The 23,907-nt window shown below is 51.0% G+C and carries 19 protein-coding genes; 15 read left to right on the top strand and 4 right to left on the bottom strand.

The genetic code is table 11. From position 1 onward, the window contains the following. Positions 1 to 36: 36 nt before the first annotated feature. From ACTJKB_RS12100 to ACTJKB_RS12080, 5 genes are all read left to right on the top strand, one after another. Entirely contained in the window at positions 37 to 990 is a 954-nt protein-coding gene (locus ACTJKB_RS12100) for a 1,4-dihydroxy-2-naphthoate polyprenyltransferase (RefSeq protein WP_440834231.1), read from the top strand. Between the two features lie 93 nt (positions 991 to 1,083). Further along, a complete protein-coding gene (locus tag ACTJKB_RS12095) occupies positions 1,084 to 2,085 on the top strand; it encodes a Gfo/Idh/MocA family protein (RefSeq protein WP_440834229.1) in 1,002 nt (333 codons plus the stop codon). Positions 2,086 to 2,256: 171 nt separating this feature from the next. Next, complete coding sequence (locus ACTJKB_RS12090; protein WP_074111370.1) at positions 2,257 to 3,057, top strand: ABC transporter ATP-binding protein; 801 nt, start codon at positions 2,257 to 2,259, stop codon at positions 3,055 to 3,057. Further along, positions 3,050 to 4,705: a hypothetical protein gene (locus tag ACTJKB_RS12085; protein WP_440834227.1), complete on the top strand. Its 1,656-nt coding sequence runs from the start codon at positions 3,050 to 3,052 to the stop codon at positions 4,703 to 4,705. The genes ACTJKB_RS12090 and ACTJKB_RS12085 overlap by 8 nt, the downstream gene beginning before the upstream one ends. A gap of 231 nt (positions 4,706 to 4,936) precedes the next feature. Continuing rightward, a complete protein-coding gene (locus tag ACTJKB_RS12080) occupies positions 4,937 to 6,946 on the top strand; it encodes a putative bifunctional diguanylate cyclase/phosphodiesterase (RefSeq protein ID WP_440834226.1) in 2,010 nt (669 codons plus the stop codon). Positions 6,947 to 7,255: 309 nt separating this feature from the next. Here the strand turns inward: ACTJKB_RS12080 and ACTJKB_RS12075 are convergent, their stop codons facing one another. Beyond that, on the bottom strand, positions 7,256 to 8,950 hold the full coding sequence (locus tag ACTJKB_RS12075; protein ID WP_440834225.1) for a methyl-accepting chemotaxis protein: 1,695 nt from the start codon (positions 8,948 to 8,950) through the stop codon (positions 7,256 to 7,258). A gap of 211 nt (positions 8,951 to 9,161) precedes the next feature. Between ACTJKB_RS12075 and ACTJKB_RS12070 the strand changes: the two genes are divergently transcribed. Then, entirely contained in the window at positions 9,162 to 9,593 is a 432-nt protein-coding gene (locus tag ACTJKB_RS12070) for a MarR family winged helix-turn-helix transcriptional regulator (protein WP_440834224.1), read from the top strand. A gap of 108 nt (positions 9,594 to 9,701) precedes the next feature. On the opposite strand, the gene ACTJKB_RS12065 is transcribed toward ACTJKB_RS12070, so the two are convergent. Then, positions 9,702 to 11,588 (bottom strand): LTA synthase family protein, encoded by a 1,887-nt coding sequence (locus ACTJKB_RS12065; protein WP_440834748.1) that lies wholly within the window; start codon positions 11,586 to 11,588, stop codon positions 9,702 to 9,704. 255 nt (positions 11,589 to 11,843) lie between these two features. On the opposite strand from ACTJKB_RS12065, the gene ACTJKB_RS12060 reads away from it, so the two are divergent. Continuing rightward, positions 11,844 to 14,147, top strand: a complete 2,304-nt coding sequence (locus ACTJKB_RS12060; protein ID WP_440834223.1) for a helicase C-terminal domain-containing protein — start codon at positions 11,844 to 11,846, stop codon at positions 14,145 to 14,147. Between the two features lie 52 nt (positions 14,148 to 14,199). Next, entirely contained in the window at positions 14,200 to 15,168 is a 969-nt protein-coding gene (locus ACTJKB_RS12055) for a Gfo/Idh/MocA family protein (RefSeq protein WP_440834221.1), read from the top strand. Between the two features lie 90 nt (positions 15,169 to 15,258). Here the strand turns inward: ACTJKB_RS12055 and ACTJKB_RS12050 are convergent, their stop codons facing one another. Together ACTJKB_RS12050 and ACTJKB_RS12045 are read right to left on the bottom strand one after the other, a co-directional pair. Continuing rightward, on the bottom strand, positions 15,259 to 15,939 hold the full coding sequence (locus tag ACTJKB_RS12050; RefSeq protein WP_440834747.1) for a CidB/LrgB family autolysis modulator: 681 nt from the start codon (positions 15,937 to 15,939) through the stop codon (positions 15,259 to 15,261). Then, positions 15,939 to 16,310, bottom strand: coding sequence for a CidA/LrgA family protein (locus tag ACTJKB_RS12045; RefSeq protein WP_074087383.1), 372 nt, complete (start codon positions 16,308 to 16,310; stop codon positions 15,939 to 15,941). Before ACTJKB_RS12045 ends, ACTJKB_RS12050 begins: the two co-directional genes overlap by 1 nt. A 136-nt stretch (positions 16,311 to 16,446) precedes the next feature. Here ACTJKB_RS12045 and cidR point away from each other — a divergent pair, with 136 nt between their 5' ends. The 7 genes from cidR to ACTJKB_RS12010 all read left to right on the top strand — a co-directional run bounded on the left by cidR (position 16,447) and on the right by ACTJKB_RS12010 (position 23,760). Beyond that, a complete protein-coding gene (gene cidR, locus ACTJKB_RS12040; protein ID WP_440834746.1) occupies positions 16,447 to 17,370 on the top strand; it encodes a cidABC operon transcriptional activator CidR in 924 nt (307 codons plus the stop codon). 109 nt (positions 17,371 to 17,479) lie between these two features. Then, positions 17,480 to 17,764 carry a Spo0E family sporulation regulatory protein-aspartic acid phosphatase gene (locus ACTJKB_RS12035; RefSeq protein ID WP_440834219.1) on the top strand — a complete coding sequence of 95 codons (285 nt, stop codon included), beginning with the start codon at positions 17,480 to 17,482 and terminating at the stop codon, positions 17,762 to 17,764. 135 nt (positions 17,765 to 17,899) lie between these two features. Then, positions 17,900 to 19,300: a DNA-binding protein gene (locus ACTJKB_RS12030; protein ID WP_440834217.1), complete on the top strand. Its 1,401-nt coding sequence runs from the start codon at positions 17,900 to 17,902 to the stop codon at positions 19,298 to 19,300. 29 nt (positions 19,301 to 19,329) lie between these two features. Next, positions 19,330 to 19,488 (top strand): hypothetical protein, encoded by a 159-nt coding sequence (locus ACTJKB_RS12025; protein WP_440834215.1) that lies wholly within the window; start codon positions 19,330 to 19,332, stop codon positions 19,486 to 19,488. Between the two features lie 222 nt (positions 19,489 to 19,710). Further along, positions 19,711 to 20,097 carry a MarR family winged helix-turn-helix transcriptional regulator gene (locus ACTJKB_RS12020; protein ID WP_440834213.1) on the top strand — a complete coding sequence of 129 codons (387 nt, stop codon included), beginning with the start codon at positions 19,711 to 19,713 and terminating at the stop codon, positions 20,095 to 20,097. Further along, positions 20,090 to 21,850, top strand: a complete 1,761-nt coding sequence (locus ACTJKB_RS12015; RefSeq protein WP_440834212.1) for an ABC transporter ATP-binding protein — start codon at positions 20,090 to 20,092, stop codon at positions 21,848 to 21,850. The genes ACTJKB_RS12020 and ACTJKB_RS12015 overlap by 8 nt, the downstream gene beginning before the upstream one ends. Then, entirely contained in the window at positions 21,847 to 23,760 is a 1,914-nt protein-coding gene (locus ACTJKB_RS12010; RefSeq protein ID WP_440834211.1) for an ABC transporter ATP-binding protein, read from the top strand. Before ACTJKB_RS12015 ends, ACTJKB_RS12010 begins: the two co-directional genes overlap by 4 nt. Positions 23,761 to 23,907: the final 147 nt, after the last annotated feature.

The following is a 23,907-nucleotide window of genomic DNA, read 5'->3' as shown; positions in this document are numbered from 1 at the left end:
AACCCGCGTTTATTTGACAGATAAGGATGTATGAACGTGAATGTGAAAAGTTTTTTGCGATTTGTCGAGCTGCCAACGAAGGTGGCAAGCATGCTGCCTTTTTTGCTGGGAACCTTGTACGCCTTGTACCGGTTCGAGGATTTCTATGTACTGCGCTTTGCGCTGATGTTCGTTTCCCTGCTCAGCTTTGACATGGCGACAACGGCAATCAACAACTATTATGATTATAAAAAAGCGGCCAAAACTCATGGTTACGGCTATGAAACGCATAATGCTATCGTTCGCCACAAGCTGAAAGAGAGTACGGTTGTTGTTACCATTGCTGTCCTGCTGGTGCTTGCGGTGGGCGGCGGAATTGCGCTGGTAGCCGAGACCGGGCTGCTGGTGTTTTTGCTGGGCGGCTTGTCCTTCCTGATAGGCATCCTGTACTCATTCGGTCCGATACCGATCTCACGGATGCCGCTGGGCGAATTGTTCTCCGGGCTGTTTATGGGGTTCGTGATCATCTTCATCTCGGCCTATATTCACTCGGATCAAAGTGTGGTGACGCTTCTGTTCTCCGAAGGCTGGGTTAGTCTGCACGTTAACATCCTGGAGGTGCTGTACCTCTTCTGGTTCTCCGTACCGGCGATTCTCGGGATTGCCGGAATTATGCTGGCCAACAATATCTGCGACATTGAGGATGATGTGGACAACCGGCGGTACACGCTGCCTGTGTATATCGGACGAAGCAACGCGCTTTTGCTGTTTAAGCTGCTGTACTATGTCTCCTTTGTAGACCTCGCCGTGCTGCTGCTGCTGGGAGTGAATCCGGTGTTGGCCGCGCTCCTGCTGCTGACCTTGATTCCGCTGCGCCGGAATATTGCGAAGTTTGCCCACAAGCAGGAGAAGGCTACCACCTTCATACTGTCCGTCAAAAATTTTGTGCTGATGAGTGTGGCCCGAATTGTGGTGTTGGGTGCGGCAATTCTGCTGAATGTCCTGCTGTGATAACCGCTTCCATTAATAGAGATATGCCCGATTCTGTGATATTGTTTCAATAGAGACAGCCAGAAAATCTATGACAAGGGAAGGTGTACACCGATGACACAAAAGCTGCGTTGGGGCATCATGGGCTGTGCGCAAATCGCGACAGGATCGGTCATGCCGGCCATACAGGAATCGGAGACGGGCGTGATTCAGGCTGTAGCGAGCCGGGGGCTGGACAAAAGCAGTGCCGTCGCTAAGGAATTTGGCGTGCCGCAGGCTTACGGCAGCTATGAGGAAATGTTGGCGGACCCGAATGTTGATGCGGTATATATTCCGCTCCCGAACCATCTGCACCGGGAATGGGCGATCCGAGCGGCGGAAGCCGGCAAGCATGTGCTGTGCGAGAAGCCGATTGCCCTGAATAGCCGGGAGGCGGCAGAGATGGTGGAAGCCTGCCGGAAGGCGGGGGTGCATTTGGCTGAAGCCTATATGTACCGGCATCATCCGCGGATTGCCGAGGTGCGGCAGATTATCGCCAGCGGCGAAATCGGTGAACTGCGGTCCATACGGGGAACTTTTACCTACAACGATGCCGAAGACACCTCCAATATCCGCTTCAAATCGGCATGGGGCGGAGGCTCCTTGTACGATGTCGGCTGCTATCCGCTCACTGCGGCGCGGCTGTTAATCGGCTCCGAGCCGGAGGCGGTTACAGTCCAGGCGATCTTTTCCCCTGAGCATGATCATGTAGATATGATGGCCTCCGGGCTGGTCGAATTCCCGGGCGGCGTCAGTCTGATCTTCGACTGCGGCATGTGGGCCTACAACCGCCAACTGCTGGAGGTGCTCGGGACAGAAGGGCGGATCGAGATTCCGATGCCTTTCAATGCCAGATTTGACGATGCTGAATTTTTTGTATACGCCGCAGGGGAAGTCAGACGTGCCCGGGCAACGGGGGCCAATCCGTACGTCCGGCAGGCTGATAATTTTGCTGCAGCTGTCTTTGGAGCAGAGCCAGCGGTTGCCGCTGATGACCCGGTACAGAACATGATGCTGATTGAAACCTGCCTTGCATCCGCACGGCGGCGGGAGAGAATCACTCTGAAGCCCGAGTGAGAATACAATATAGGGATTCTATATGGAGCGGCCTCCGGCCGTTCTTTTTCTTTTTTTCCAATGTTGCGATTCTTTATAGGTGGACGATCTGAAATTTGATAGAATAGGGTTTGTGTTGATAATTACATAAATATGGAATTGTATAACGTAATTTTGAAAGGGGCGCAGGTTATGGGACTTACAGAAGAACCGGTCATTTCGATATCAGGATTATGGATGAATTACAGTGACCGGATGGTGCTGCGGGGGATCGACCTCGAAGTCTACAGGGGACAGATTATCGGCTATATCGGACCGAATGGGGCAGGCAAGAGTACGACGGTAAAGATCATGCTGGGTCTGGTGGAAGGCTACACGGGTACGGTACGGATTTTTGGCAGGGATATCGCGGATGGAGATACCGCCTACAAGCGGAGAATCGGTTATGTGCCCGAGATTGCCGAGCTCTATGACAGCCTGACCGCCCGGGAGTATCTGACGTTCATTGGCGAGCTGTATGGCATGAAGCGGAACGAAGCCGATGCCAAGGCAGAACGGCTAATGGGCCTGCTCAATCTGGACAAGGCCTACGATATGCGGATTGCCTCCTATTCCAAAGGGATGAAGCAGAAGGTGCTGCTTATCTCCAGCATGCTGCATGATCCCGATATTCTGTTCCTCGATGAACCGCTCAGCGGCCTCGATGCGAACAGCGTCATGGTGGTGAAGGAAATCTTCGCTTCACTGGCGGCGCAGGGCAAAACGATCTTTTATTCCTCGCATATCATGGATGTCGTGGAGAAGATCAGCAGCCGGATTATTCTGATTAATGGCGGGGACATTGTGGCGGACGGAACCTTCGCACAGCTACAGGAACAGAGCAGGGAGGGGTCGCTTGAGGATATCTTTAATCAGCTGACCGGATTCGATAAGTACCGGGATATCGCAGGCGAGTTTGTGGCTGTTCTTGGTGAAGGTGCTCCGCATGAATGATTTCCGGGTATTGAAGCTGCTCGACCGGCTGCAGAGCGTATTCAAGCGAGCTGGTGTGGACTATGAGATGCTGCGCAGCATTCTGCAGGTGAAGCTGACCATGGACGGAAGGCGGACACCGACAGTGCTTGGAACACAGAAGAGCGGACAGGGAACCGAGGGTTCACCGCTCCGGGTACAGTGGATCTATCTATTGTTTGGACTTATGCTGATCCTCTTCGTTGTACCTGATAGCAACTACATGATGACCATGAGTGTGCTGTTTGCAGCTGTTATGTTTATGATCACCACCACCCTGATCTCTGATTTCTCTTCAGTCATGCTGGATTTACGGGACAAGAACATTCTGTTCTCCAAGCCGGTGGACCGCAGGACGCTGAATATGGCTAAGAGCCTCCATATTCTGATCTATCTGGTTTCGCTGACGCTGACCTTGACGGCTCCCTCGCTCGTTGTTGCCTTGTTTAAACAAGGGGTGCTGTTTTTTCTGATCTATGCGGTGGAAATTCTGCTGATGGATGGTTTTATTCTTGTGATTACCGCGCTGCTCTATTTGCTGATTATGAGGGTCTTTGACGGGGAAAAGCTCAAGGATATCATCAACTATATCCAAATTATTTTGTCCATCGGGGTTGTTGTAGGGTATCAGCTGGTTCCGCGGCTGTTCAATATGACAGACCTGACAGGCTCCTTCCAGCCCGTCTGGTGGCAATACTTCATTGCACCTGCCTGGTTTGCTGCTCCGTTTGAGGTACTGGTGGGTGGAAGCAGGGGAACGGAGTTTACGGTGCTGGCGGTACTGGCTGTCACCATCCCGCTGCTGCTGCTGTTTACGTATATTAAGCTAATGCCGCTGTTCGAACGGAGCCTGCAGAAGCTGGCGGAGCAGGGGGCTGCCGGTAAAGACAGTGGCCGCTATCCCCGCCTGTTGTCAGAACTTTTATGCCGGGATAAGGCAGAAGCCATGTTCTTCCGGTTCACTTGGGCAATGATGAGAAATGAACGGGATTTCAAACTAAAGGTATATCCGACTGTCGGGTTATCGTTAGTGCTGCCTTTTATCTTCATATTCAACCAGGTGTGGAGCAGTGATCCGGCAGTGCATACAGAATCCAAAGCCCATTTGTTCATCTATCTCAGTGCGCTGCTGCTGCTGACAGTAGTACAAATGCTCCGCTATTCTGCCAGCTACAAGGGCGCCTGGATTTACAGAACCATTCCGCTGCCCGAAACAGCTCCCGTGTACCGGGGAATGCTTAAGGCCGCACTTCTGCGGCTGATGCTTCCGTTGTTTGTTCTGGAGTCGGCCGTTTTCCTCTGGCTGTTCGGAGCCCGGATTCTACCGGATCTGGCCGCTGTAATGCTGGCATTACCGTTATTTGCGTTAATCTGCTTCCGGGTGCTGCCGCCGGCGCTTCCGTTCTCGGAGAAATACGAGGCCGCGAAGCAGAAGGAGTTCTCAGTGAGCGGATTTGTACTGATCTTTATCCTAATGGGAATGGCGGGCCTTCATTATATGTTCACTCTTATCTCACCGGGCGTTTACATCTATTTGGTAATTTTGGCAGTTGTAAATGTATGGGCTTGGCGCGCAGCCTTTCCGCGTAAAGGTTCGCAGTCTGGACAAATCCCAACCCTCGGCGCATGATGCGGACACGCAAATATGGACATTTTTTGCCGACACTAAAAAAAGGATGCAAAATCCAGTATTTACTTAGACAGTGTACTAAATACAGGGTAGAATACAGCTAAAGTTAACTTTCAGGGATGGCCTATAATCTTTCCGCACTCTTCCATTTATCTGATATTCGTATATTATTTATTAATTCATACATCTACTGCGGCGACGATGATAATTAAACGGGTGAAGAGGTCGACTATGGATCAAATGGGAATCCAATATAGTATATGGATTGTTTTACTATCTTTTGCGCTAGCTGCTTCTGCAGCCTATTCAGCGCTTAATTTGATTTCGCAGGCTTCCCGTTCGGCAGGGAACGTAAGACGCCTGTGGCTGCTCTCTGGAGCTTGTGTGCTTGGCAGCGGCATATGGGCTATACACTTTGTGGGGCTAATGGCCAGCCGTCTGCCCTTCGAGGTTAGATATCAAGGCGGCATGGCGGTTTTGTCGCTGCTCATCAGCATGCTTGCCAGTTATATGTCGCTATGGATTGCCACTATGCCCCGCCAGAGAACGGGGCGTTTGTTCCTCAGCGGTATGATTCTGGGCAGCGGGATTTCTGCTATGCATTATGTGGGCATGTCCTCCATGAAGATGGGGGCGAGAATCCATTATGAGATGCCCTCCCAAGGGCTAGCCGTTGTCGTTGCCTGTTTGGCCTCATATTCTGGAGTTTTCCTCTTTCGCAGGTTCAAGGATTATCCCGGTTTCAGCCGCTGGAAGCTGTACTCCTCACTGTTCATCGGAATTGCGGTTACGGGGATGCATTACATCAGCCTGCGGGCCAGTCATTTGGATGTTAACAGCTGGCTTGGTGCGAGGCCTGTTCTCGTCCAGACAAACGTCATTCTGCTGACGGGGGTTTCTCTTGTCACATTATTTATGCTAGCGGTATCCGGCGGCGCGGTTCTTCTCGACCGGCACGGACTGGAGCGTATGGCCTATCACGATCCGTTGACCGAGCTGCCGAACCGCCATGGGCTGGAACGGTACTTCAAGAATGAATTTTTTGGCGGGCCCTCAGGTGCTGTGTTTTTTGTTGATTTGGACCGTTTTAAGTCCATTAACGATACCTTGGGACATGACATTGGGGATATGCTGCTGCAGGAGGTTGCCGAGAGATTACGGCGTGTGATCGGTACCAAGGGCAGGGTTTTCCGCCTGGGAGGAGACGAATTTCTGATTGCCCTTCCGGTCTGCACCATGGAAGATGCCCGGGAAGAGGCTCAGCATATCCTAGGAGAAGTCAAAAAGTCCTATAGTATTGAGGGGAATGAGCTGTACGTCACAGCGAGCGTAGGCATCAGCATGACTCCTGTCCATGGGATTGACCGTTCTGCCTTGATGAAGGCTGCGGACACGGCACTGTATACCTCTAAGGACTCCGGCAAGAATAAGTTCAGTGTCTTCGATCAGGAAATGAACCGTAACCAGCTACGCAGGATGTCGCTGGAGAAGGATCTGCGCAAGGCGCTTGCCCGTTCGGAATTCATGGTAGTGTATCAGCCTAAATGGGATTCTCTTATGAATGTAACCGTCGGGCTGGAGGCGCTGCTGCGCTGGAGACATCCGGAACACGGTATTATTTCGCCTGCCGAATTCATTCCGATTGCGGAGGAAACCGGGCTGATCGTGCCGATTACCTACTGGATGCTGCATGATGTATGCAGCCAGAATATGCTCTGGCACAAAGCGGAGGTCGCGAATGTTGCCGTCTCCATCAACATGTCAGCCCGGATGTTTGAAGGCGGCTCCCTGTATGATGTGGTCGAAGAGGCGCTGGTCCGCTCTGGTCTGGAACCTCATTTTTTGGAATTGGAAATTACAGAGTCTATCGCTATGAACAATATGGAAGAGACGGTAGCGCAGCTTTCCAAGCTGCAGAACCTTGGAGTACGGGTATCGCTCGATGACTTTGGTACAGGCTTCTCCTCTCTGGGTAATCTGGATGAAATTCCGGTGAATACGCTGAAGATTGACCAGGTATTCATCCGCAAGAGCAAGATGCATTCCAAAAAGGCGATCATCAGCAATATCATTGCCATCGCCAGCAATCTCAACATGGAGGTTGTTGCCGAAGGCGTGGAGACACCTGAGCAGATTGAACTGCTGCAGTCCTTGGGCTGCCGGGTGATGCAGGGCTATTATTATGGAAGGCCGATGCCAGTCAGCGAGCTGGGCCAATGGTTTATTGAGAATACGGCGTAATCAATACATAGGCATAACCTGCCTCGGGCAGCAAAAAGCGCAGAACCTCAGCGAGGTTCTGCGCTTTTTGCTTGTACATGAAAGGCTATATAGATTGAACTTGAAAATGAAAAAAAGGGGAAAAGAGACGGAGGGGGATTTTGGAACTGGAGGAGCGAACGCGTCCGCCTTTATCATTGAATTTCTACCGCGATCAGCGGTTCAAATAAGGAAATTCAATGATAACAGTGGCCGGAAGTCCAAACATTTCCCGCAGTCACGGCCAGCCCCCGAATTTGTGGAATCTTAAGTTCAATCTATATAGTGTTCCTAGATCTTGAACTTCTCTACCAGAACCTGAAGCTTCTCCGCCAGCGATGAGAGGAAAGCCGCGGAGGACTCTACTTCCTCCATCGCTGCAAGCTGCTCCTGGGAAGTGGCGGAGAGGGTCTCGGCACCTTCAGCCGTATGATTGGAGATCCTGACAATATTCTGAATCGCTTCTACCAGCCCGCCTGAGATGGATCCCAGCTCACGGACTGTCGCAGAAATCTGCTGGCTTTGGGAAGACATGTCAGAGACTGAGGTTTCGATCTCGGAGAAAGACTGGCCGGCAGACACGATCAGTTCCTTGCCTTGCTGCATCTCTTCCGTAGAGCGTCTCATCGTTTCACCGGCATTGTCCATCTGGCTGATAATCAGACTGACCAGCTCCCCGATTTGTCCGGCAGACTTAGCGGAACGCTCAGCCAGCTTGCGGACGGATCCGGCGACAATGGCGAAGCCCCGGCCCTCTTCTCCGGCACGAGCGGCTTCTATGGCCGCATTCAATGCCAGAAGATTGGTTTCTTCGGCAATGCTGGCGATCGTGCCAACAATGTTCTCAATCTCCTTAGAATGGCTGCCCAGTGTAGTGATAATGTCTGAAAGATCCTGAATGCTTCCGCTCACAACACCTATCTGTGTGGTTGTGGAGTCAATGGATTGCCGGCCCAGACGGGCTTTTTGTGCGTTGCTCGCAGCAGTATCCATTGCACTGTCGGCATTGTCGGCGATCTGGGCGATGTAGCGGGACATATCCTGCACGGATTTATAGCTGCCTTCCAGGTCCTTCAGCTGAGTGTTCGCGCCATCGGCAAGCTCAATGGTAACATTCACGCTGTGTTCCCCGGCCCGGTTCGTCTCCTGGGCGCTGGCAGACAGCTCCTGGGAGGAAGAAGCTACCAGCATGGAGGTGTCATTCACTTGGGTGATTAGCTCTCGCAGGCTTAACGTCATATCATTGAAGTTGCGGGCCAGTGTCCCGATTTCATCTTTGCTTTTGAAGAGCAGCGGTTCATGGGTAAGGTCGCCTCGGGCGATGGTATTCACAGAACCCGACAGCTTGGTAAGCGGGCTGACCATACGGCGAATCACCAGATAAGCGGCAAGTATGGCTACGATCAGGATTGATGCGCCGATAATGAAAGGCTGAACAATAATATCCTTGGTCCGTTCCTGAATTAAAGGTCCGTCGAAATTGATTGCCATCAGTGCAATAATGGGTTTGCTGGGATCATGATCCTGATAAATGGGGCCATATCCGGTTTTGAGCGAGGTGTCTTGGTATGTATAAACTTTGGAGTATGCGGAATGCTTCATGGTAGTTATCATAGCTTTATCTTCTTCTGTGAAGTAGAAGGAATCACCGGCTTTGTAGCCTCTTTTCTTCATGCTGGCATCGGCGGCGAGAATCTTACCGTCCAGAGAAAGGATGAATGCTTCTTTAAAAATTGGCTTATGAGCCACAATCCAGCCGATCCGGTCTTCAATAGCAGCCACCTTGCTGTTATCTCCACCAACAAGTGCCGCAATGTCTGCGGGATCAATCAGGCCAGTCGTGATGTTGGCGCAGCCCACCAGTTCGATTCCAGCAGCCTCATCCACTTGATGATAAGCGGCGCGGTAACCAAAGAATCCAATGGAGGACCCGACCAAAAGCAACACAATAAGCATCATCCAGATTAATTTTGTTGCCAGCTTCATTATTTCTACCACCAACCCTGTTTCTAGTGTTTTCAGCAATACTTCTGCATCGCTTCTACGATTATAGCTCATCAGCGGCGTAAGAAAATATTGTATTTTTTGTGTCGGGAAATGACGAATAATGTAAGAAAAATCATATATAAAAACATTGAATCATGGTCTGTGATAATGTTACCCTTGAATAAGGACAAACGGACTGGAGCTGAAAGGAATGTCGCAACCCATTGATCCGCTGGTAGAACGTTTGGGATTATCCATGTGGAAGGTACAGCGAAAAATCACATCACAGATGTCCTTGCACAAAGAGATGGGTCTTACCGTGCCACAATTTGGTCTGCTTCGTATGATTGCCCAGGAGCAGAATGCACGGGTGATCCAGCTTGCGGACAAAATGGAGGTCAAGTCGAGTGCGGTAACAGTGATGCTGGATCGTCTGGAACTGCTGGGCCTTAGTGTGCGCGAGCCAGATGAGCAAGACCGCAGAGCCGTCATTGTGACCCTTACCGCCAAGGGAGAAAAGCTGCTGGAGGAAGGAAGATACCGATACTTGCTGCTGCTTAGCGAATATCTAGCTATATTGAAGCCGGAGGAGCTGCGGAATTTGGCTGACTATTATCTGATGCTGGACCAGCAGGAACGTTAATCTCAAAAGGGAAGGCAATTGCCGCTCCGGATAAAAATAATACAGCTTGCCTCTATAACAAAAAAGCCGTGCTCCCGATTACTGGAGCACGGCTTTTGGTTGATTGTCTTATTCTGCAGCCTTTGCTTTATCCGGGAGCTGCGTTACGTAGCTGTCCGAGAGCTGGCGCAGGCGCAGCGCGCGGTTGTACTCATCCTCGGTTCCGGCAGGAGCCTTGTTTCCCGAGGCCAGACGGGACTGCGTATTATCCTCAAAGCTGTTGCCGGGGATCAGCAGCCCGGAGCTGGCGATAAAGGATCCGGTAGGCAGATAATAACGCTGCGGCAGCAGGTTGTAGGCCTGGCTTGTCATGTCCTGTCCGAAGTGAATATTGTTGTCCATGGATACACCCAGCAGACTGGCTGCGGTTGGCATGATATCCACTTCGCCGCCGACATGATCCAGCGTTTGCGGTTGAATCGTCCCTTCATTATGGACAATCAGCGGGATATTGAGCATATCTGCATATTCGTAGTCATGCCCGTAAATTTCCGTCATTAACTCCTTGTCATCATGATCCAGCGAATAGATTGGCAACCCCATATGATCTCCATAGACCATGATCAGGCTGTTATCCCATACCCCATTTGCCTTAAGCTCATCCACGAACTGTCCAAAGGCATAGTCCGCATAATTCTGGGACCGGACATAATCGCCGACAAAAGTGCCTTCATACCGCTCTGGCAGCTTCATCTTGTATTTTTCCTCAGGAATGGTGAATGGGTGATGGGCAGACATCGAAATGACCTGTGCATAGAAAGGTTTGTTGTCTGTATCCATTTCCTTCAGCTTATCAGAGGTCTTGCGGTAGAGCGCCTCATCAGAGGGTCCGAAGAAAAAGGAATCCTCGTCTCCGAAGAACTTATGGTCGTAATAGTGTTCCCAGCCGAGTGCGCTGTAGAGCTCACCGCGGTTCCAGAACTCCACATCATTGGTATGGAAGGTAGCTGTCTGATAGCCGTTGTTCTGCAGCAGACGCGGCAGGCTGGGCAGCTCTTTGTCTACATAAGCCATGGTAGCCGCACCCTGCGGTGGAATATAGAAGGAAGAGTTCACTACAAATTCGGCATCCGATGTATTCCCCTGTCCGACCATTTGATAGAAGTTGGGGAAATACAGACTGTTCTCCATCAGACGGTTCAGGTTCGGTGTAATCTCTTGTCCGTCCACCTTAAGCCCCAGCAGAAAGCTCTGGAACGACTCCAATTGAATAATAATGAGATTTTTGCCCTTGGCTATGCCTTGAAGCGGTGAGACTGCAGCGGTATCGATTCCCTTCAGCTTGTTGATCGCATCCTGGGTGATTTCACTGGCATTCACAAGCTCTGGTTTGTCTTTGGCAAAAATCGTGTACGCCTCATAATTCAGAATGCCCATCTCCTGCGCCTTCTTGATCTCATTCATGCTGGCCTTGTTGGGCAGGATATTGAACAGGCAAAGAGCCAGGGAAACCGCAAACAGAAGACTATGCGAGAGTTTTCCGTTACGGTGATTAATGTTATCCTTCTTGTAGGTCCGGCCCTTCTTATTAATAAAGAAATAGAAGCCCAGGACGATGATGTCGGCAAAGATCAGCAGATAATACGGATCCATCAGGGAAAATACGCTGTTGCGTACAGCAGTGACCTGGTTGACCTGCTCCGCCGCATGGTAAGTAACGATGACACCGTAATATTTGAAGTACATAATGGCGGCAAAAAAGATTGCGGTGACGAGCAGATTAACCGTCATGTAATAGCCAAGCTTCCGTTTGGAAGCGAAGCGTTCGATTAGGGCAAATAAGGCCCAGACAAAGGGAATCTCTGTTAAGAGTGTTTTCCAGGAGACCAAATCTCCAAAGATTACGCCCCAAGCGAGAAAACTCTTCAGAATAAAAAGAATGGAGAAAAACACGAATGGTTTGATCAGCCATCGTTTAACGTTTAAGGATGACACAGCTTCGCCTTCTTTCTGCATAATAAACACCAATTCCCGGCTAGGAGGAAGCAGCGCAAGACATAAGAATTCCATTATCAATAGACCTAATTATGCAGCGCTGGGCGACGATTGTCAAAAATCAGAAATGCCGTATAGCCACCCGGTAAAGAGCAATTTGAAATGTAGACCTGTGAACCCGGGAAGATTAACTCTTAATGGCGGTATACCGTGGGAAAAGAGCGGAAATGGCCCCTTTTGGAAAAAGGTGCGGTTAGCGGTGGAGGAGGAAGGAACATGGACTGTGCAGAGGTATTTCTTTCGGTAAGAACACTCGTGGAATATGCTTTCAGCAGTGGCAGCCTGGAACCGGGTTTCCGGAGCGGTGCGGCTATGGCTGAGGGTACGCGTATCCACCAGCAAATTCAGAAGCAATATAAAGAAGGAGACCGCAAAGAGGTCTATCTCAAGACAGAAATTCCTTATGAGGACCTGCTGTTCATCATCGATGGGCGTTGTGACGGACTGTTAGCCGGAGAAGATGGCACTCTGATTGTAGAGGAGATCAAATCCATTGCCGGACCTCTGGATTCCACCCAGGAAGGGCGGGAGGTTCATTGGGCGCAGGCGCTAATGTATGCCTATATGATTACGCTTGAGCAGGAGCTTCCTTCTATAGGAGTGAAGCTCACCTATGTTCTCAGGGGCAGCGACGAGCAGCGCAGCCTGTACCGGAAGGCTACCCGCGAAGAACTTGCAGCCTTTGCCGCTGACACGGTTGCAAGGTATGCACCGTATGCGAAACTGAGGATACGCCATGGGGCGCTAAGGGATGAAAGCATCCGGAGTCTGACCTTTCCCTTCCCGGACTATCGGCAGGGTCAGCGGCATTTCGCTGCCGCAGTGTATAAGACGGCTGCCGAAGGTGTGAATCTGTTCGCCCAGGCACCCACAGGCATCGGCAAAACAATGTCGACCCTTTTCCCGGCGGTTAAAGCACTGGGTGAAGGGATAGTGTCAGGTATCTTCTATTTGACCGCCAAGACGGTTACCCGGTTTGCGGCGCAGGAAGCGGTCCTGCTGCTGGTTGCCAGCGGCCTTCATCTGCACGCTATCACCCTGACGGCCAAGGAGAAGGCCTGCTTCCGGGAGGAATGCGGCAAGGAGGGCTGCCCTTTTTCCGAGGGTTATTATGACCGGATAAATGCGGCGCTGCTGGACATGCTGGAGCATGAAACCCTGATGACACAGGAGATCATCGCCGGATATGCCCGGAGGCATGAGGTATGCCCGTTTGAGTTCTCGCTGGATGCAGCTTATGCCTGCGATATGGTCATCTGCGACTACAATTATATCTATGATCCACGGATCAGCCTGAAACGGTTGCCGGAGGAACGGAAGAAGAAGACGGTGCTGCTGGTGGATGAGGCTCATAATCTGGTCGACCGGGGCAGGGAAATGTTCTCCGCCTCGCTGACCAAGGCGCCGTTTCTAAGCCTGCAGCGGCAGTATAAGACGGTAAATCGCAAGCTTGGTGCTGCCTCCAAGGCGGTGAATGCTTTTTTCATTGCGCTGCGCAAAAGCTGTAGTGAAGATGGAGAGGGACAATGGGCTGAATATCCTGAGGAGATGCCGCTGCTGCTGGAGGCTTTTGCCTCTGAAGCGGAACTGGAGCTGCTGAGTCCATCCTCTTCGCTCATAGCCCTGCCGGATGAAGAGGAAGGCAGCCTGCTGGATACTTATTATGCGGTCCAGGGCATGCTGCGTACATTCAAGACCTATGATGAACGGTATGTTACCTACGCAGAGGTAAGGCGCGGCGATGTATTGCTGAAGCTGTTCAATCTGGACCCCTCGCATCTGCTACAGCAGATGGCCAAGGGCTTCCGCAGCCAGATTCTCTTCTCTGCGACACTCTCGCCCATGTCCTATTACCGGGACATGATTGGTTCGGCGGAGGAGGATTACAGCCTGCGTGTAGCTTCCCCCTTTCACAAAGAGCAGTGGGAGGTGTCAGTGCTTCCGGTATCCACCCGCTATCATGACCGTGCCTATTCTCTGGTGCCGCTCAGCGATGCACTGCGGGGGATGGCTGCAAAAAAGGGGAATTATCTTGTGTTTTTCCCTTCCTACGCGTATTTACAGAACGTCTTCGAGGTGTTCACGGACAAGTACCCTGAGGTTATGACTCTGGTGCAAGGCAGCGGAATGAGTGAACAGGCGCGGGAGGAATTCCTCTCTTCCTTCCGTCCGGACAACCCGGAAACGCTGCTTGGCTTCGCGGTGCTTGGCGGGATATTCTCGGAGGGTGTCGATTTGCCTGGAGACCGCCTGAACGGTGTGATGATTGTCGGCGTAGGCCTGCCGCAGGTCGGGCTGGAGCGTAATCTGCTGCGCGGTTATTTTCAATCTCAAGGTAAGAATGGATTTGACTATGCGTATGTCTATCCGGGCATGTGCAAAGTGCAGCAGGCAGGCGGAAGGCTGATCCGCAGTGAGAGTGACAGCGGTATTATCGTGCTGGCAGATGATCGTTTTCTGCAGCAGCCTTATGTGGACCTGCTGCCCGAAGAGTGGCGGGACTACTTTATCCAGACCTAAACGGGTATAATCTTTGAAAAGGCATACATCCAGAATTACAGGAGGTAAAATGATGACACTACACATAGGGATTGTAGGAACGGGCTGGTTCTCCAAGGTGCATGCCGACCTGCTGGCAGGAATGGAGGACGTAAAGCTCCAGGCCATCTGCGGCAGCACCAACCAAAAAGGCGAAGAGATGGCTCGTGCCTACAGTGCGGAAGGGTATGGAGAAATTACAGAGATGCTGGATGCACACAAGCTGGACGCGGTATATATTTGTGTGCCTCCACAGTCTCATGGAACGATAGAGCGGGCGCTGATCCGCAGGGATATCCCTTTTTTCGTGGAAAAGCCTCTAGGCTCGAGTACAGAGATTCCGGCCAGCCTGCTGCAGGATATTAAGGAGCATGGACTCTTGACCTCGGTTGGCTACCACTTCCGCTATCAGGAGAATATTGCCCGGCTGAAGAAATCACTCAGCGGTGATAAGGTGGGGATGATTGTCGGACAGTGGATGGGCGGCATGCCGGGTGTAGCCTGGTGGCGCGATCAGGAGCAGTCCGGCGGACAATTTACCGAGCAGACCACCCACATCGTCGATCTGCTTCGCTATCTGGGCGGAGAGGTGACAGAGGTCTACGGCATGTTCGGCAACCGCATCATGCATGAGCAGCATGAGGGCGTAACGGTAGCAGATGTAGGGACGGTGTCGCTGAAGCTGGACAATGGCATTGTTGCGAATATCTCGAATACCTGCGTGCTGCCGGGTGAAGTAGGCCGGGTAGGACTTAGCTTTTATAATGACAAAGGACTGCTGGATTGGAATCCTGAACGTCTGCTTGAGGTGCGCAGCGGCGACAGCAAGGAATATACCCATTCAGGCAACCCTTACGCTGCGGAGAGCGAAGCCTTCCTGCATGCCGTAAGGACCGGAGACCGGTCGCGTATTCTCAGTGACTATGAAGACGGCTACAAGACGCTGAAGGTGACATGTGCAGCTTATGAATCAGCGCAGAGCGGATTGCCGGTGAAACTGTAAGAACAGTCAGTGGAGAAACAAGTTCAAGCACAAAAATAGACCTGACAACTCTTCAGAGCTGTCAGGTCTTGTGGCCCAAGCCGGGGCGGCCTAGTGGAGGAAAACCGCGAGGAGAGCCGGCGCAAGCCCTAAGGAGAACAACGCCGTCAGAATCATCGCGATACTGGAGATGGTGCCGGTCAGCGAACTCAGCTCGAAAGCCTTGGAGGTGCCCGTACCGTGCGCGGCGGTTCCCAGCGATACACCGCGCGCAATTTCGTTGTCAATGCGGAAGAGGCGAAGGACAGAAGGCCCCATCAGTGTACCCAGTACTCCGGTCAGAATCACGAATACTGCCGTAATACTGGGAACGCCGCCGATACTTTGCGAGATACTCATGGCGATCGGTGTAGTCACCGAACGAGGTACCAGACTGGTTGCCAGATCGCCGCTTAGATGCAGCCATTTGGCTAGCAGCATCGAGGAGAGCACGGCCATAACCGTTCCTGACAGCACGCCTGCCGCAATTTCGGCGGCGTGCTTTTTGAGTACCTTGAAGTTTTTATGAAGAGGGATTGCAAAGGCGATGGTTGCCGGCTGCAGCAGATCCGAAAGCCATTTTCCTCCCGCATTGTAAGATTCATAGGGAATTCCCGTCATCAGCAGAAAGCTGATAATCAGCAATGGCGTGATGATGAGCGGGGAAGTATACATTTTGCCACTGGAAGCGTAGATTCGCTTCGCCAGCAGGTACACAGCGACGGTCAGTGCAAGCAAGAGCAGTCCGGTCATCATGAGCCTCTACGCTCCTTTACTTTAAATATGGCTCCCGTTAGCAGCCCTGAACTGGCCATCACGGCAAAAGTGCCTACGAGCACAACTCCCAGCACTTGAAGGCCATTTGCTTCAAGCAGCTTCGAATAATTCATAACACCTATAGCTGAAGGGATAAAGAACAGCAGCAGTTCGGCAAGCAGCCAGGAAGCGCCAACTTCTACCCAATTCAGACGGATGATACCGGATTCCAGCAGTGCGAATAAAAGGATCATGCCGATGATGCTTCCGGGAATGGGAATATGGAGATATGGGGTTAAGGAATTAACCAGCATCGAAAATACGGTGAGTCCGGCTACCTGCAGCAAGCCTATGCCAAGCTTTTTCATAAGGCTTCGCTCCTTTCGTTCAGAGGACAGCGTGTGCTTTCCTTGTTACTGAAAGTTTACATCCTTTTCTTTCATAGGTAAAATGAATAGATTGAATAAGTGACATTCCATTTATCTATACATGGAGGCGAAAAATTTGGATATCCGTCAGCTGCAGTATTTCGTCCAGGTGGCCAGGCTGAACAGCTTCTCCAAAGCGGCAGAATCGCTGTACATCTCCCAGCCCACCATAAGCAAAATGATCCGGGGTCTGGAAGTGGAGCTGGGAGCCGACCTCTTTTACCGTGAAGGGAAAAGCATTCGTCTGACAGATGCAGGAGAGATCCTGCTGACCAAAGCGCAGAATATCGTGGAATCATTCGTGAACCTGTCCTCAGAACTGGACAGTCTGCGCAATCTGGAGAAGGGGCATATCCGGATCGGGCTGCCGCCCATGGTGGGCGCAAGCTTCTTCCCTGCAGTCATCGGGCAATTTCACCGCCGCTACCCGGATGTCACCATCCGCCTGCATGAGGACGGAGCCAAGAAGGTGGAGGATGATGTAGAGACCGGGCTGCTCGATATCGGTGCGATTGTTCTGCCCGTGAATACAGCGCTATTCCACTGCTTCACCTTTGTGGAGGAGAAGCTGGAGCTGTTAGTGCCGGCAGGCCACCGCTTGGCAGGAGCCGCCTCTGTACCGCTCCGGGAATTGGCGGAGGAGGAGTTTGTGCTGTTCCGCGAGGATTTCGCCCTCCATGACCGGATTATAACGGAATGCGTAAAGGTGGGTTTTCAGCCGAAGGTCGTCTATGAGAGCTCGCAATGGGATTTGATCAGCCGGATGGTGGAGGCGGGAATGGGCATTGCCCTTCTGCCGGAGACCATCTGCCGGGACATGGACCGCACACGGATTGCTGTGGTTCCGCTGACCGAGCCAGTGATTCCCTGGCAGCTGGGCATGATCTGGCGCCGGGACCGCTATTTGTCCTTTGCGGCACGCGAATGGATTCATTTTGCCATGGGTGTTCTGGGAGAGCGTTATCTTCCGCCTGGTGAGGCCGGACGGGCACAACCATAAAAATTTTATTTGTGTGATGATCGACATATTTTTCTTTTTTTTCAAAATATGTTTTTTGGCATCATGAATTATGATAAGGGAGAAGTTGATAGAGAGAAGGTGAGTAACCGTGAACCTTTACCAAAATTCTCCGGTTGAGCTTGGAAAAGAATATAGAGAAGATGAGTTATTTATTACTATAGAGAGTCTTAGATGCGAATTGTTGGAGGTTGCACAGGAGCGCAGTCTCAGTGACCATGTAGTCCTGGAGCTCAGCCAACGGCTGGACGGTTATATTGTACTGGCCCAGAATAAAATGATGGAGAGTCTGCGCAGCCGCAAGAACACTGCGAACACCTTCGGGAAGAATACCAATAGCCAGAGAATACGTAATAAAGCTGCGTTGCAGCAGTAGTTTGTCCCCCGGTTAATAGCTTATAAAAATAATGGCCCCATTTTGTTGGGGTCATTTTGTTGTGCTTTCTATAAGCTTCACCTATAATGTCAATTAATAGAAGGTTCATCTTGAAATTGACGGAGGAGGTGCCGGGTGGAGGCAAAGTTGAAGACCATACGCTCCGAAATTGAGAAGCATCTGTCCCGCTCGGGCCATAATCTCGCTTCGTTTGCCAAGGTTTCCGGTCTGAACCGTGGAAGTCTGAGTGCAATTCTGCACGGGAATCCTCCTAAACCGATGTCTCTGGGGCAGCTGGATGCAGTCACGAGAGCTTTCGGTTTTCCTGAAGGATGGCTGTATCCGCTGTATGTGGACGAATGCTTCAGTGAGGAACGGATTTCCCGCAGAAGAGTCGAACCTTTTTTGATCCGCTGTGCAGAAATCGGCAAAATGCATTGTGTTGAGGATGTTCTGAACCGGATTATGGAGTACCCCAAGCCACTGGATATCCTGTACTCCGTGGCAGAGAAGTTGTTTACAGGCGGGAAGATTCAAGAATCACTGGTTTTTTACCGGATTATCGTAGATAACGAGCTGGATAGCTATTCCGAACGAATGGCTATTTGCCAATACCGCATCTTCAAGTCGCTGGAATCCATAGTGGATAAAGAGGAGCAGCTGCGTGCGGTCATTACCTTTGAGCCCTATCGCGGGCGTCTTCCGGAGAAGATGCAGCTCGATGGACTGCTGAAGCTGGCTAACGTCTGCTTCACACTCCATAAGTGGAAGGACGTAGAGAAGTTCGCCGACGAATTGAGAGCGCTGGCCAATGGGATTTACAGGGAACAACTTCGCAAGAAATCAAAGAGACGCGAGGAAGAATTGGATTTAGAACGCCCCCTGGTCATCTATTATGGTCATGGCTATCTGGCTAAGGCAACCGCACTTACCAAACAAGGTAAATACGAGGAAGCGAAGAAGTATACCGCCGGATATGCTGACCTAAGCTGGTTTGAAATTTTGGATGATGAGGGACGGGAAGTTGTTAAGGACTTCAGTCTTTTCGCAGTAGCCAACAGCTTTACGCTGGAGATGATGATAGGCAATAATGCGGCTCTTCCGGCCTATTCGGCCTTCTTGGCCAACAACCCTGGTGAGATTTTGCCCGGATTGGTAGTTATTGTCGAGGCTGCGAACCGTTACGGTTTCTCTGTCGATAAAGTGCTAGCGCAGTTTTCCCGTGAAATGGTGCGCTTTGAGCAATTTATGGACCCTATTAATATTGACCGGTTATATCGTCTGCGTTACCAGATTTCGATGTACCTTCTGGACCGTGGGCAGTATAATCAAGGAGTAGAGACTATTCTTCAGTCTCTTCATTTGGCCATTCGGCTGAATGGTGCGGGCAACGTGATTGATTGTGTAACTTTATTTGAGACGTACAGGAATTATGCTACGGAACAGCAACAGAAGAAATATGGTGAAACCATAAGGGAGCTGAGAAAAAATGAAGAAAACACTGTTAACGGCATTCAGCGTTCTGGCATTATTTAGCTTTATCTTGATCGGACCAGGAGTACCTGATGAAACCACAGGGGCAACAGGTGGATCATTTACAACAATGGAGCATGGAATGGGTTATTAAGATCTATTGCAGACTGGACAACCAGGTACAAAAAAGCCGCCGCTTCGGCGGTTTTTTTGTGCCTCTGATGGTTATGAAAGAGTTCTTCATTCCGTAATAATTGATAACGCATTCATGAATTGACAAAGTGCAGAACCGAAAATATAATTAGGTAGCCTAATTAATACATTGTTTAATAATTTGGTTACCTAATTAAAATCGAGGTGGAAGCATTGGGATAAATCATGAAAATCCAGTCGCACACAAGCTTTTTGCCGCTCTTCGGCAGTTGCGCAAAACACACTGGCAGCACACGGTAGAGGGCCATAAGCCAAGTGAGATGACTTTATTAATATCTATCGCAAAAAGGTCGCATGAAGGTGCCGTGGGACTGAAGGTTTCCGAAATCAGCCGTTTCATGGGACTTACACCCCCAACTGTCACACAGTTGATTAACAGCCTTGAGGCCAAGCACATGGTGGAACGAATGCCGGATGCAACTGACCGTAGGGTTGTGCGGATCAAGCTGACGGAACAGGGAGAACTGATTACCCGCAGGGCAAAGGATCATATGAACCAGACGCTAAACCACCTGGTGGAGTATCTAGGCGAAGACGAGAGCAACCAACTGGCGGAGCTGCTGATGAAGGTGCGTAGATTCGTTGAGGACAATCCGCCGCCCAATTTGGACCGGTTACAAATGAACGGAGATGAGAAACTTGATTAAATTAATGAGACAATTGAAGCCCTTTAAGCTGGCTATCGCAGCCGTGCTGATCCTTGTATTCCTGCAGTCCATGGGCGATCTGTATCTCCCTACCCTGATGAGTGACATTGTTGACAAAGGGATTGTACAGGGAGACCGCAGCTATATTTGGAGAATCGGCGGATTCATGCTGCTGGTTGCCGCTGGAGGAGCTATATGCTCCATCATAGCCAGTTACTTGTCGGCCAAAGTCGCCGCCGGATTCGGCAAAAATACCCGTTCACGGATGTTCAATCATGTGGAGAATTTCACTCTGCATGAATTTGACAAGCTGGGAACAGCCTCGCTGATTACACGTACTACCAATGATATTACACAAGTACAAACCGTACTGACAATGATGCTCCGCATGATGATCGGTGCCCCGATGATGATGATCGGCGGGATCATCATGGCGGTATCGGAGGATGCCAAGCTTTCACTGATCTTTGTGGTCGTTATTCCGCTGCTGGTGGGTGCGATTCTCTTTATAGGGATGAAAGGTCTACCGCTATTCAAACAAATTCAGGTTAAGCTGGATAAACTGAACCGCGTGCTGCGTGAACATCTGACTGGTATCCGAGTCATTCGTTCCTTTAACCGGATCAATCATGAGAACGAGCGGTTTACCGAAGCCAACAAAGATCTCACGGATACGGCCATCAAGGTTAATAAAATCATGGCAGGTCTGATGCCTCTGATGATGATTGTCATGAACTTTTCGATGATTGCCATTCTGTATTACGGCGGTATCCGGATTGGGGACGGCGATTTGCAGGTCGGCTCGCTGATGGCTTTCATTCAATATGCCATGCAGATTATGTTCTCCCTGATTATGGTCTCCATGATGTTCGTGCTGATTCCCCGGGCCTCCGCTTCAGCGCTTCGTATTAACGAGGTGCTGGATATGCAGCCTGAAATTACAGATCCAACCACGGGCCAGCTCCAAACCACAGCAAATGCCACCCGCAAGGATGGACGGGACAATATGCATGGCTTTGTAGAATTCGATAACGTGTCGTTCTCCTATCCCGGCGCCGAACAGCCTGCACTCTCAGGCATCAGCTTCAGTGCGAAGCCCGGTGAGATTACGGCGATTATCGGAGGTACAGGTTCAGGTAAATCCACTCTGCTCAGCATCATTCCGCGATTCTATGATGTCGACCAAGGTGCAGTACGTGTAGATGGAGTGGACGTGCGGGAGATGACGCAGGAGGAACTGCGGAGCAAGATCGGTTATATCCCGCAAAAAGCTGTACTGTTCACGGGTACGATTAACGAGAACATCCGCTACGGCAAAGAGGACGCCACGGATGAAGAAATCATCCATGCGGCCAAAGTCGCCCAAGCTTTTGACTTCGTCTCCGCCATGAAAGATGGCTTCAATTCAGAAATTTCCCAAGGCGGGGGTAACGTCTCCGGCGGCCAGAAGCAGCGTCTTTCGATAGCGCGTGCACTGGTAAGAAAACCTGAGGTATATCTGTTCGACGACAGCTTCTCGGCTCTTGACTTCAAGACGGATGCCAAGCTGCGGGCTGCGCTCAAAGGCGAGACTACAGAATCAACCGTAGTAATTGTAGCCCAACGGGTCAGCACAGTTATGGATGCGGACCGGATCATTGTGCTCGATGAAGGCCAGATTGTCGGAATGGGCACACACCGTGAACTGATGGACAACAGTGAAGTGTACCGCGAGATCGTATCCTCGCAGCTGTCAGAGGAGGAAATAGCATGAGTGAACAGAACAATGCAAGTAAATCGGCTCCGCGCCGGCAAGGCGGCTTCGGAGGCGGCCGCGGTCCTGGTGGACCGGGTGGTCCGGGCATGGGGCTGCCTCCTGAAAAGGCCAAGGATTTTAAAGGGACGCTGCGCCGTCTGATCCGCTATCTGGCGCCGCGCCAGTTCCAACTGATTATTGTTTTTATAATGGCTATAGCCAGTACTGTATTCAGTATCTACAGCCCAAAGAAGATGGGGCAAGCAACAACCAAGCTGTTTGAAGGCGCATATGGTATGCTGAAGGGCGTGCCGGGAGCAAAGATCGATTTTGGCTATGTGAATCACATCCTGATTATTCTGGCCGGTCTGTACCTGTTCAGCGCGTTGTTCAGCTATTTGCAGCAGTATGTGATGTCCGGTGTGGCCCAGAAGGTTGTTTTTGATATGCGCGAGCAGATCAACAGCAAGCTGGAACGGCTGCCGCTGAAATATTTTGATTCCCGGACCCACGGGGAAATTCTGAGCCGCGCGACCAATGACGTGGACAATATCAGCACTACGCTGCAGCAGAGCTTGACGCAGCTCATTACGGCCATCGTGACGATTATCGGGGTCATTATCATGATGCTGACCATCAGTCCTTGGCTTACCCTGATTACCATAATCACGTTGCCGCTGAGCTTTGTGGTTATCATGGGAATCACCAAACGTTCACAGTCCTACTTCATCGGCCAGCAGAAATCGTTGGGCCAGTTGAACGGGCATGTGGAGGAAATGTACACCGGGCACCGCATCGTCAAGGCTTTTGGCCGTGAGAAGCACTCGCTGGGCGAGTTTAATAAAATCAATGACTCGCTCTATGACTCCGGTTGGCGGGCGCAGTTCATCTCCGGTATTATCATGCCGCTGATGATGTTCATAGGGAACCTGGGTTATGTGCTGGTCTGTGTGGTTGGCGGTATTTTTGTCACCAAGAAAGCTATCGATGTCGGTGATATTCAGGCTTTTATCCAGTACTCACGCCAGTTCACCATGCCAATTACGCAAACGGCCAATATTGCCAACATTATTCAATCGACGATTGCTTCGGCAGAACGTGTATTTGAGCTTTTGGATGAAGAGGAGGAGATTCCTGAAGTCAGTACTTCCCTGGCCAAACGTCCAGCGGATGCGGAAGAGGGTTCAGTTGAATTCCGTCATGTAAAATTTGGCTACAAAGAAGATGCCATTCTTATTGAAGACATGAATATTGAAGTCAGCCCCGGACAGACCATTGCCATTGTAGGACCTACCGGTGCCGGCAAAACCACGCTGATCAACCTGCTAATGCGGTTCTATGAAATCAGCGGCGGTGAGATTATCATTGACGGTGTCAATATTACCCATATGAAGCGCAGTGAGCTGCGCAGCAAATTCGGGATGGTGCTTCAGGATACGTGGCTGTTCAACGGGACGATCAGTGAGAATATCGCTTATGGACGCGAAGGGGCTACGGAAGCCGATGTGGTGCGGGCGGCTAAGGCTGCGCATGCCGATCATTTTATCCGTACACTGCCGCTGGGCTACAACACCATCCTGAACGAAGAAGCGTCCAATATCTCGCAGGGGCAGAAGCAGCTGCTGACCATTGCCCGGGCAATTTTGGCCGATCCTTCCATTCTGATTCTCGATGAAGCGACAAGCAGCGTCGATACACGGACCGAAGTACAAATTCAGAAAGCGATGAATACGCTGATGAAAGGCAGAACGAGCTTTGTCATCGCCCACCGTCTGTCCACCATCCGTGACGCCGATCTGATCCTCGTGATGAACCAGGGCAGTGTCATTGAAAAAGGCACTCACGTTGAGCTGCTGGAAGCAGGCGGGTTCTACGCCGATCTGTACAACAGCCAGTTCTCCGATGAGGGACTGCCGGATGTTGGTTAAGCAGCGCTCATAATATACACCGGATAGTTTCATCAGATGCGGCGGTTGCCGCGTGAGAAGCTCCTCTGTTCCAGCAGGCTAGGCCTTGCTGTGAATGGGGGGCTTTTTGATATGCACACAAATGACAAAAAACATCTGATTCAGCGC

Source organism: Paenibacillus sp. 22594, from assembly GCF_052044425.1.
Taxonomy (GTDB): Bacteria; Bacillota; Bacilli; order Paenibacillales; family Paenibacillaceae; genus Paenibacillus_AQ.
Note: the sequence above shows the minus strand (reverse complement) of the source record. Positions and strands in the feature narration are given on the sequence as shown.

Bases quoted from the DNA above. Each gene is read 5' to 3' on its own strand.
- ACTJKB_RS12095 (WP_440834229.1), top strand. From the start codon at position 1,084: ATGACACAAAAGCTGCGTTGGGGCATCATGGGCTGTGCGCAAATCGCG.
- ACTJKB_RS12090 (WP_074111370.1), top strand. From the start codon at position 2,257: ATGGGACTTACAGAAGAACCGGTCATTTCGATATCAGGATTATGGATG.
- ACTJKB_RS12085 (WP_440834227.1), top strand. From the start codon at position 3,050: ATGAATGATTTCCGGGTATTGAAGCTGCTCGACCGGCTGCAGAGCGTA.
- ACTJKB_RS12080 (WP_440834226.1), top strand. From the start codon at position 4,937: ATGGATCAAATGGGAATCCAATATAGTATATGGATTGTTTTACTATCT.
- ACTJKB_RS12075 (WP_440834225.1), bottom strand. From the start codon at position 8,950: ATGAAGCTGGCAACAAAATTAATCTGGATGATGCTTATTGTGTTGCTT.
- ACTJKB_RS12070 (WP_440834224.1), top strand. From the start codon at position 9,162: ATGTCGCAACCCATTGATCCGCTGGTAGAACGTTTGGGATTATCCATG.
- ACTJKB_RS12065 (WP_440834748.1), bottom strand. From the start codon at position 11,588: ATGCAGAAAGAAGGCGAAGCTGTGTCATCCTTAAACGTTAAACGATGG.
- ACTJKB_RS12060 (WP_440834223.1), top strand. From the start codon at position 11,844: ATGGACTGTGCAGAGGTATTTCTTTCGGTAAGAACACTCGTGGAATAT.
- ACTJKB_RS12055 (WP_440834221.1), top strand. From the start codon at position 14,200: ATGACACTACACATAGGGATTGTAGGAACGGGCTGGTTCTCCAAGGTG.
- ACTJKB_RS12050 (WP_440834747.1), bottom strand. From the start codon at position 15,939: ATGACCGGACTGCTCTTGCTTGCACTGACCGTCGCTGTGTACCTGCTG.
- ACTJKB_RS12045 (WP_074087383.1), bottom strand. From the start codon at position 16,310: ATGAAAAAGCTTGGCATAGGCTTGCTGCAGGTAGCCGGACTCACCGTA.
- ACTJKB_RS12025 (WP_440834215.1), top strand. From the start codon at position 19,330: ATGAAACCACAGGGGCAACAGGTGGATCATTTACAACAATGGAGCATG.
- ACTJKB_RS12020 (WP_440834213.1), top strand. From the start codon at position 19,711: ATGACTTTATTAATATCTATCGCAAAAAGGTCGCATGAAGGTGCCGTG.
- ACTJKB_RS12010 (WP_440834211.1), top strand. From the start codon at position 21,847: ATGAGTGAACAGAACAATGCAAGTAAATCGGCTCCGCGCCGGCAAGGC.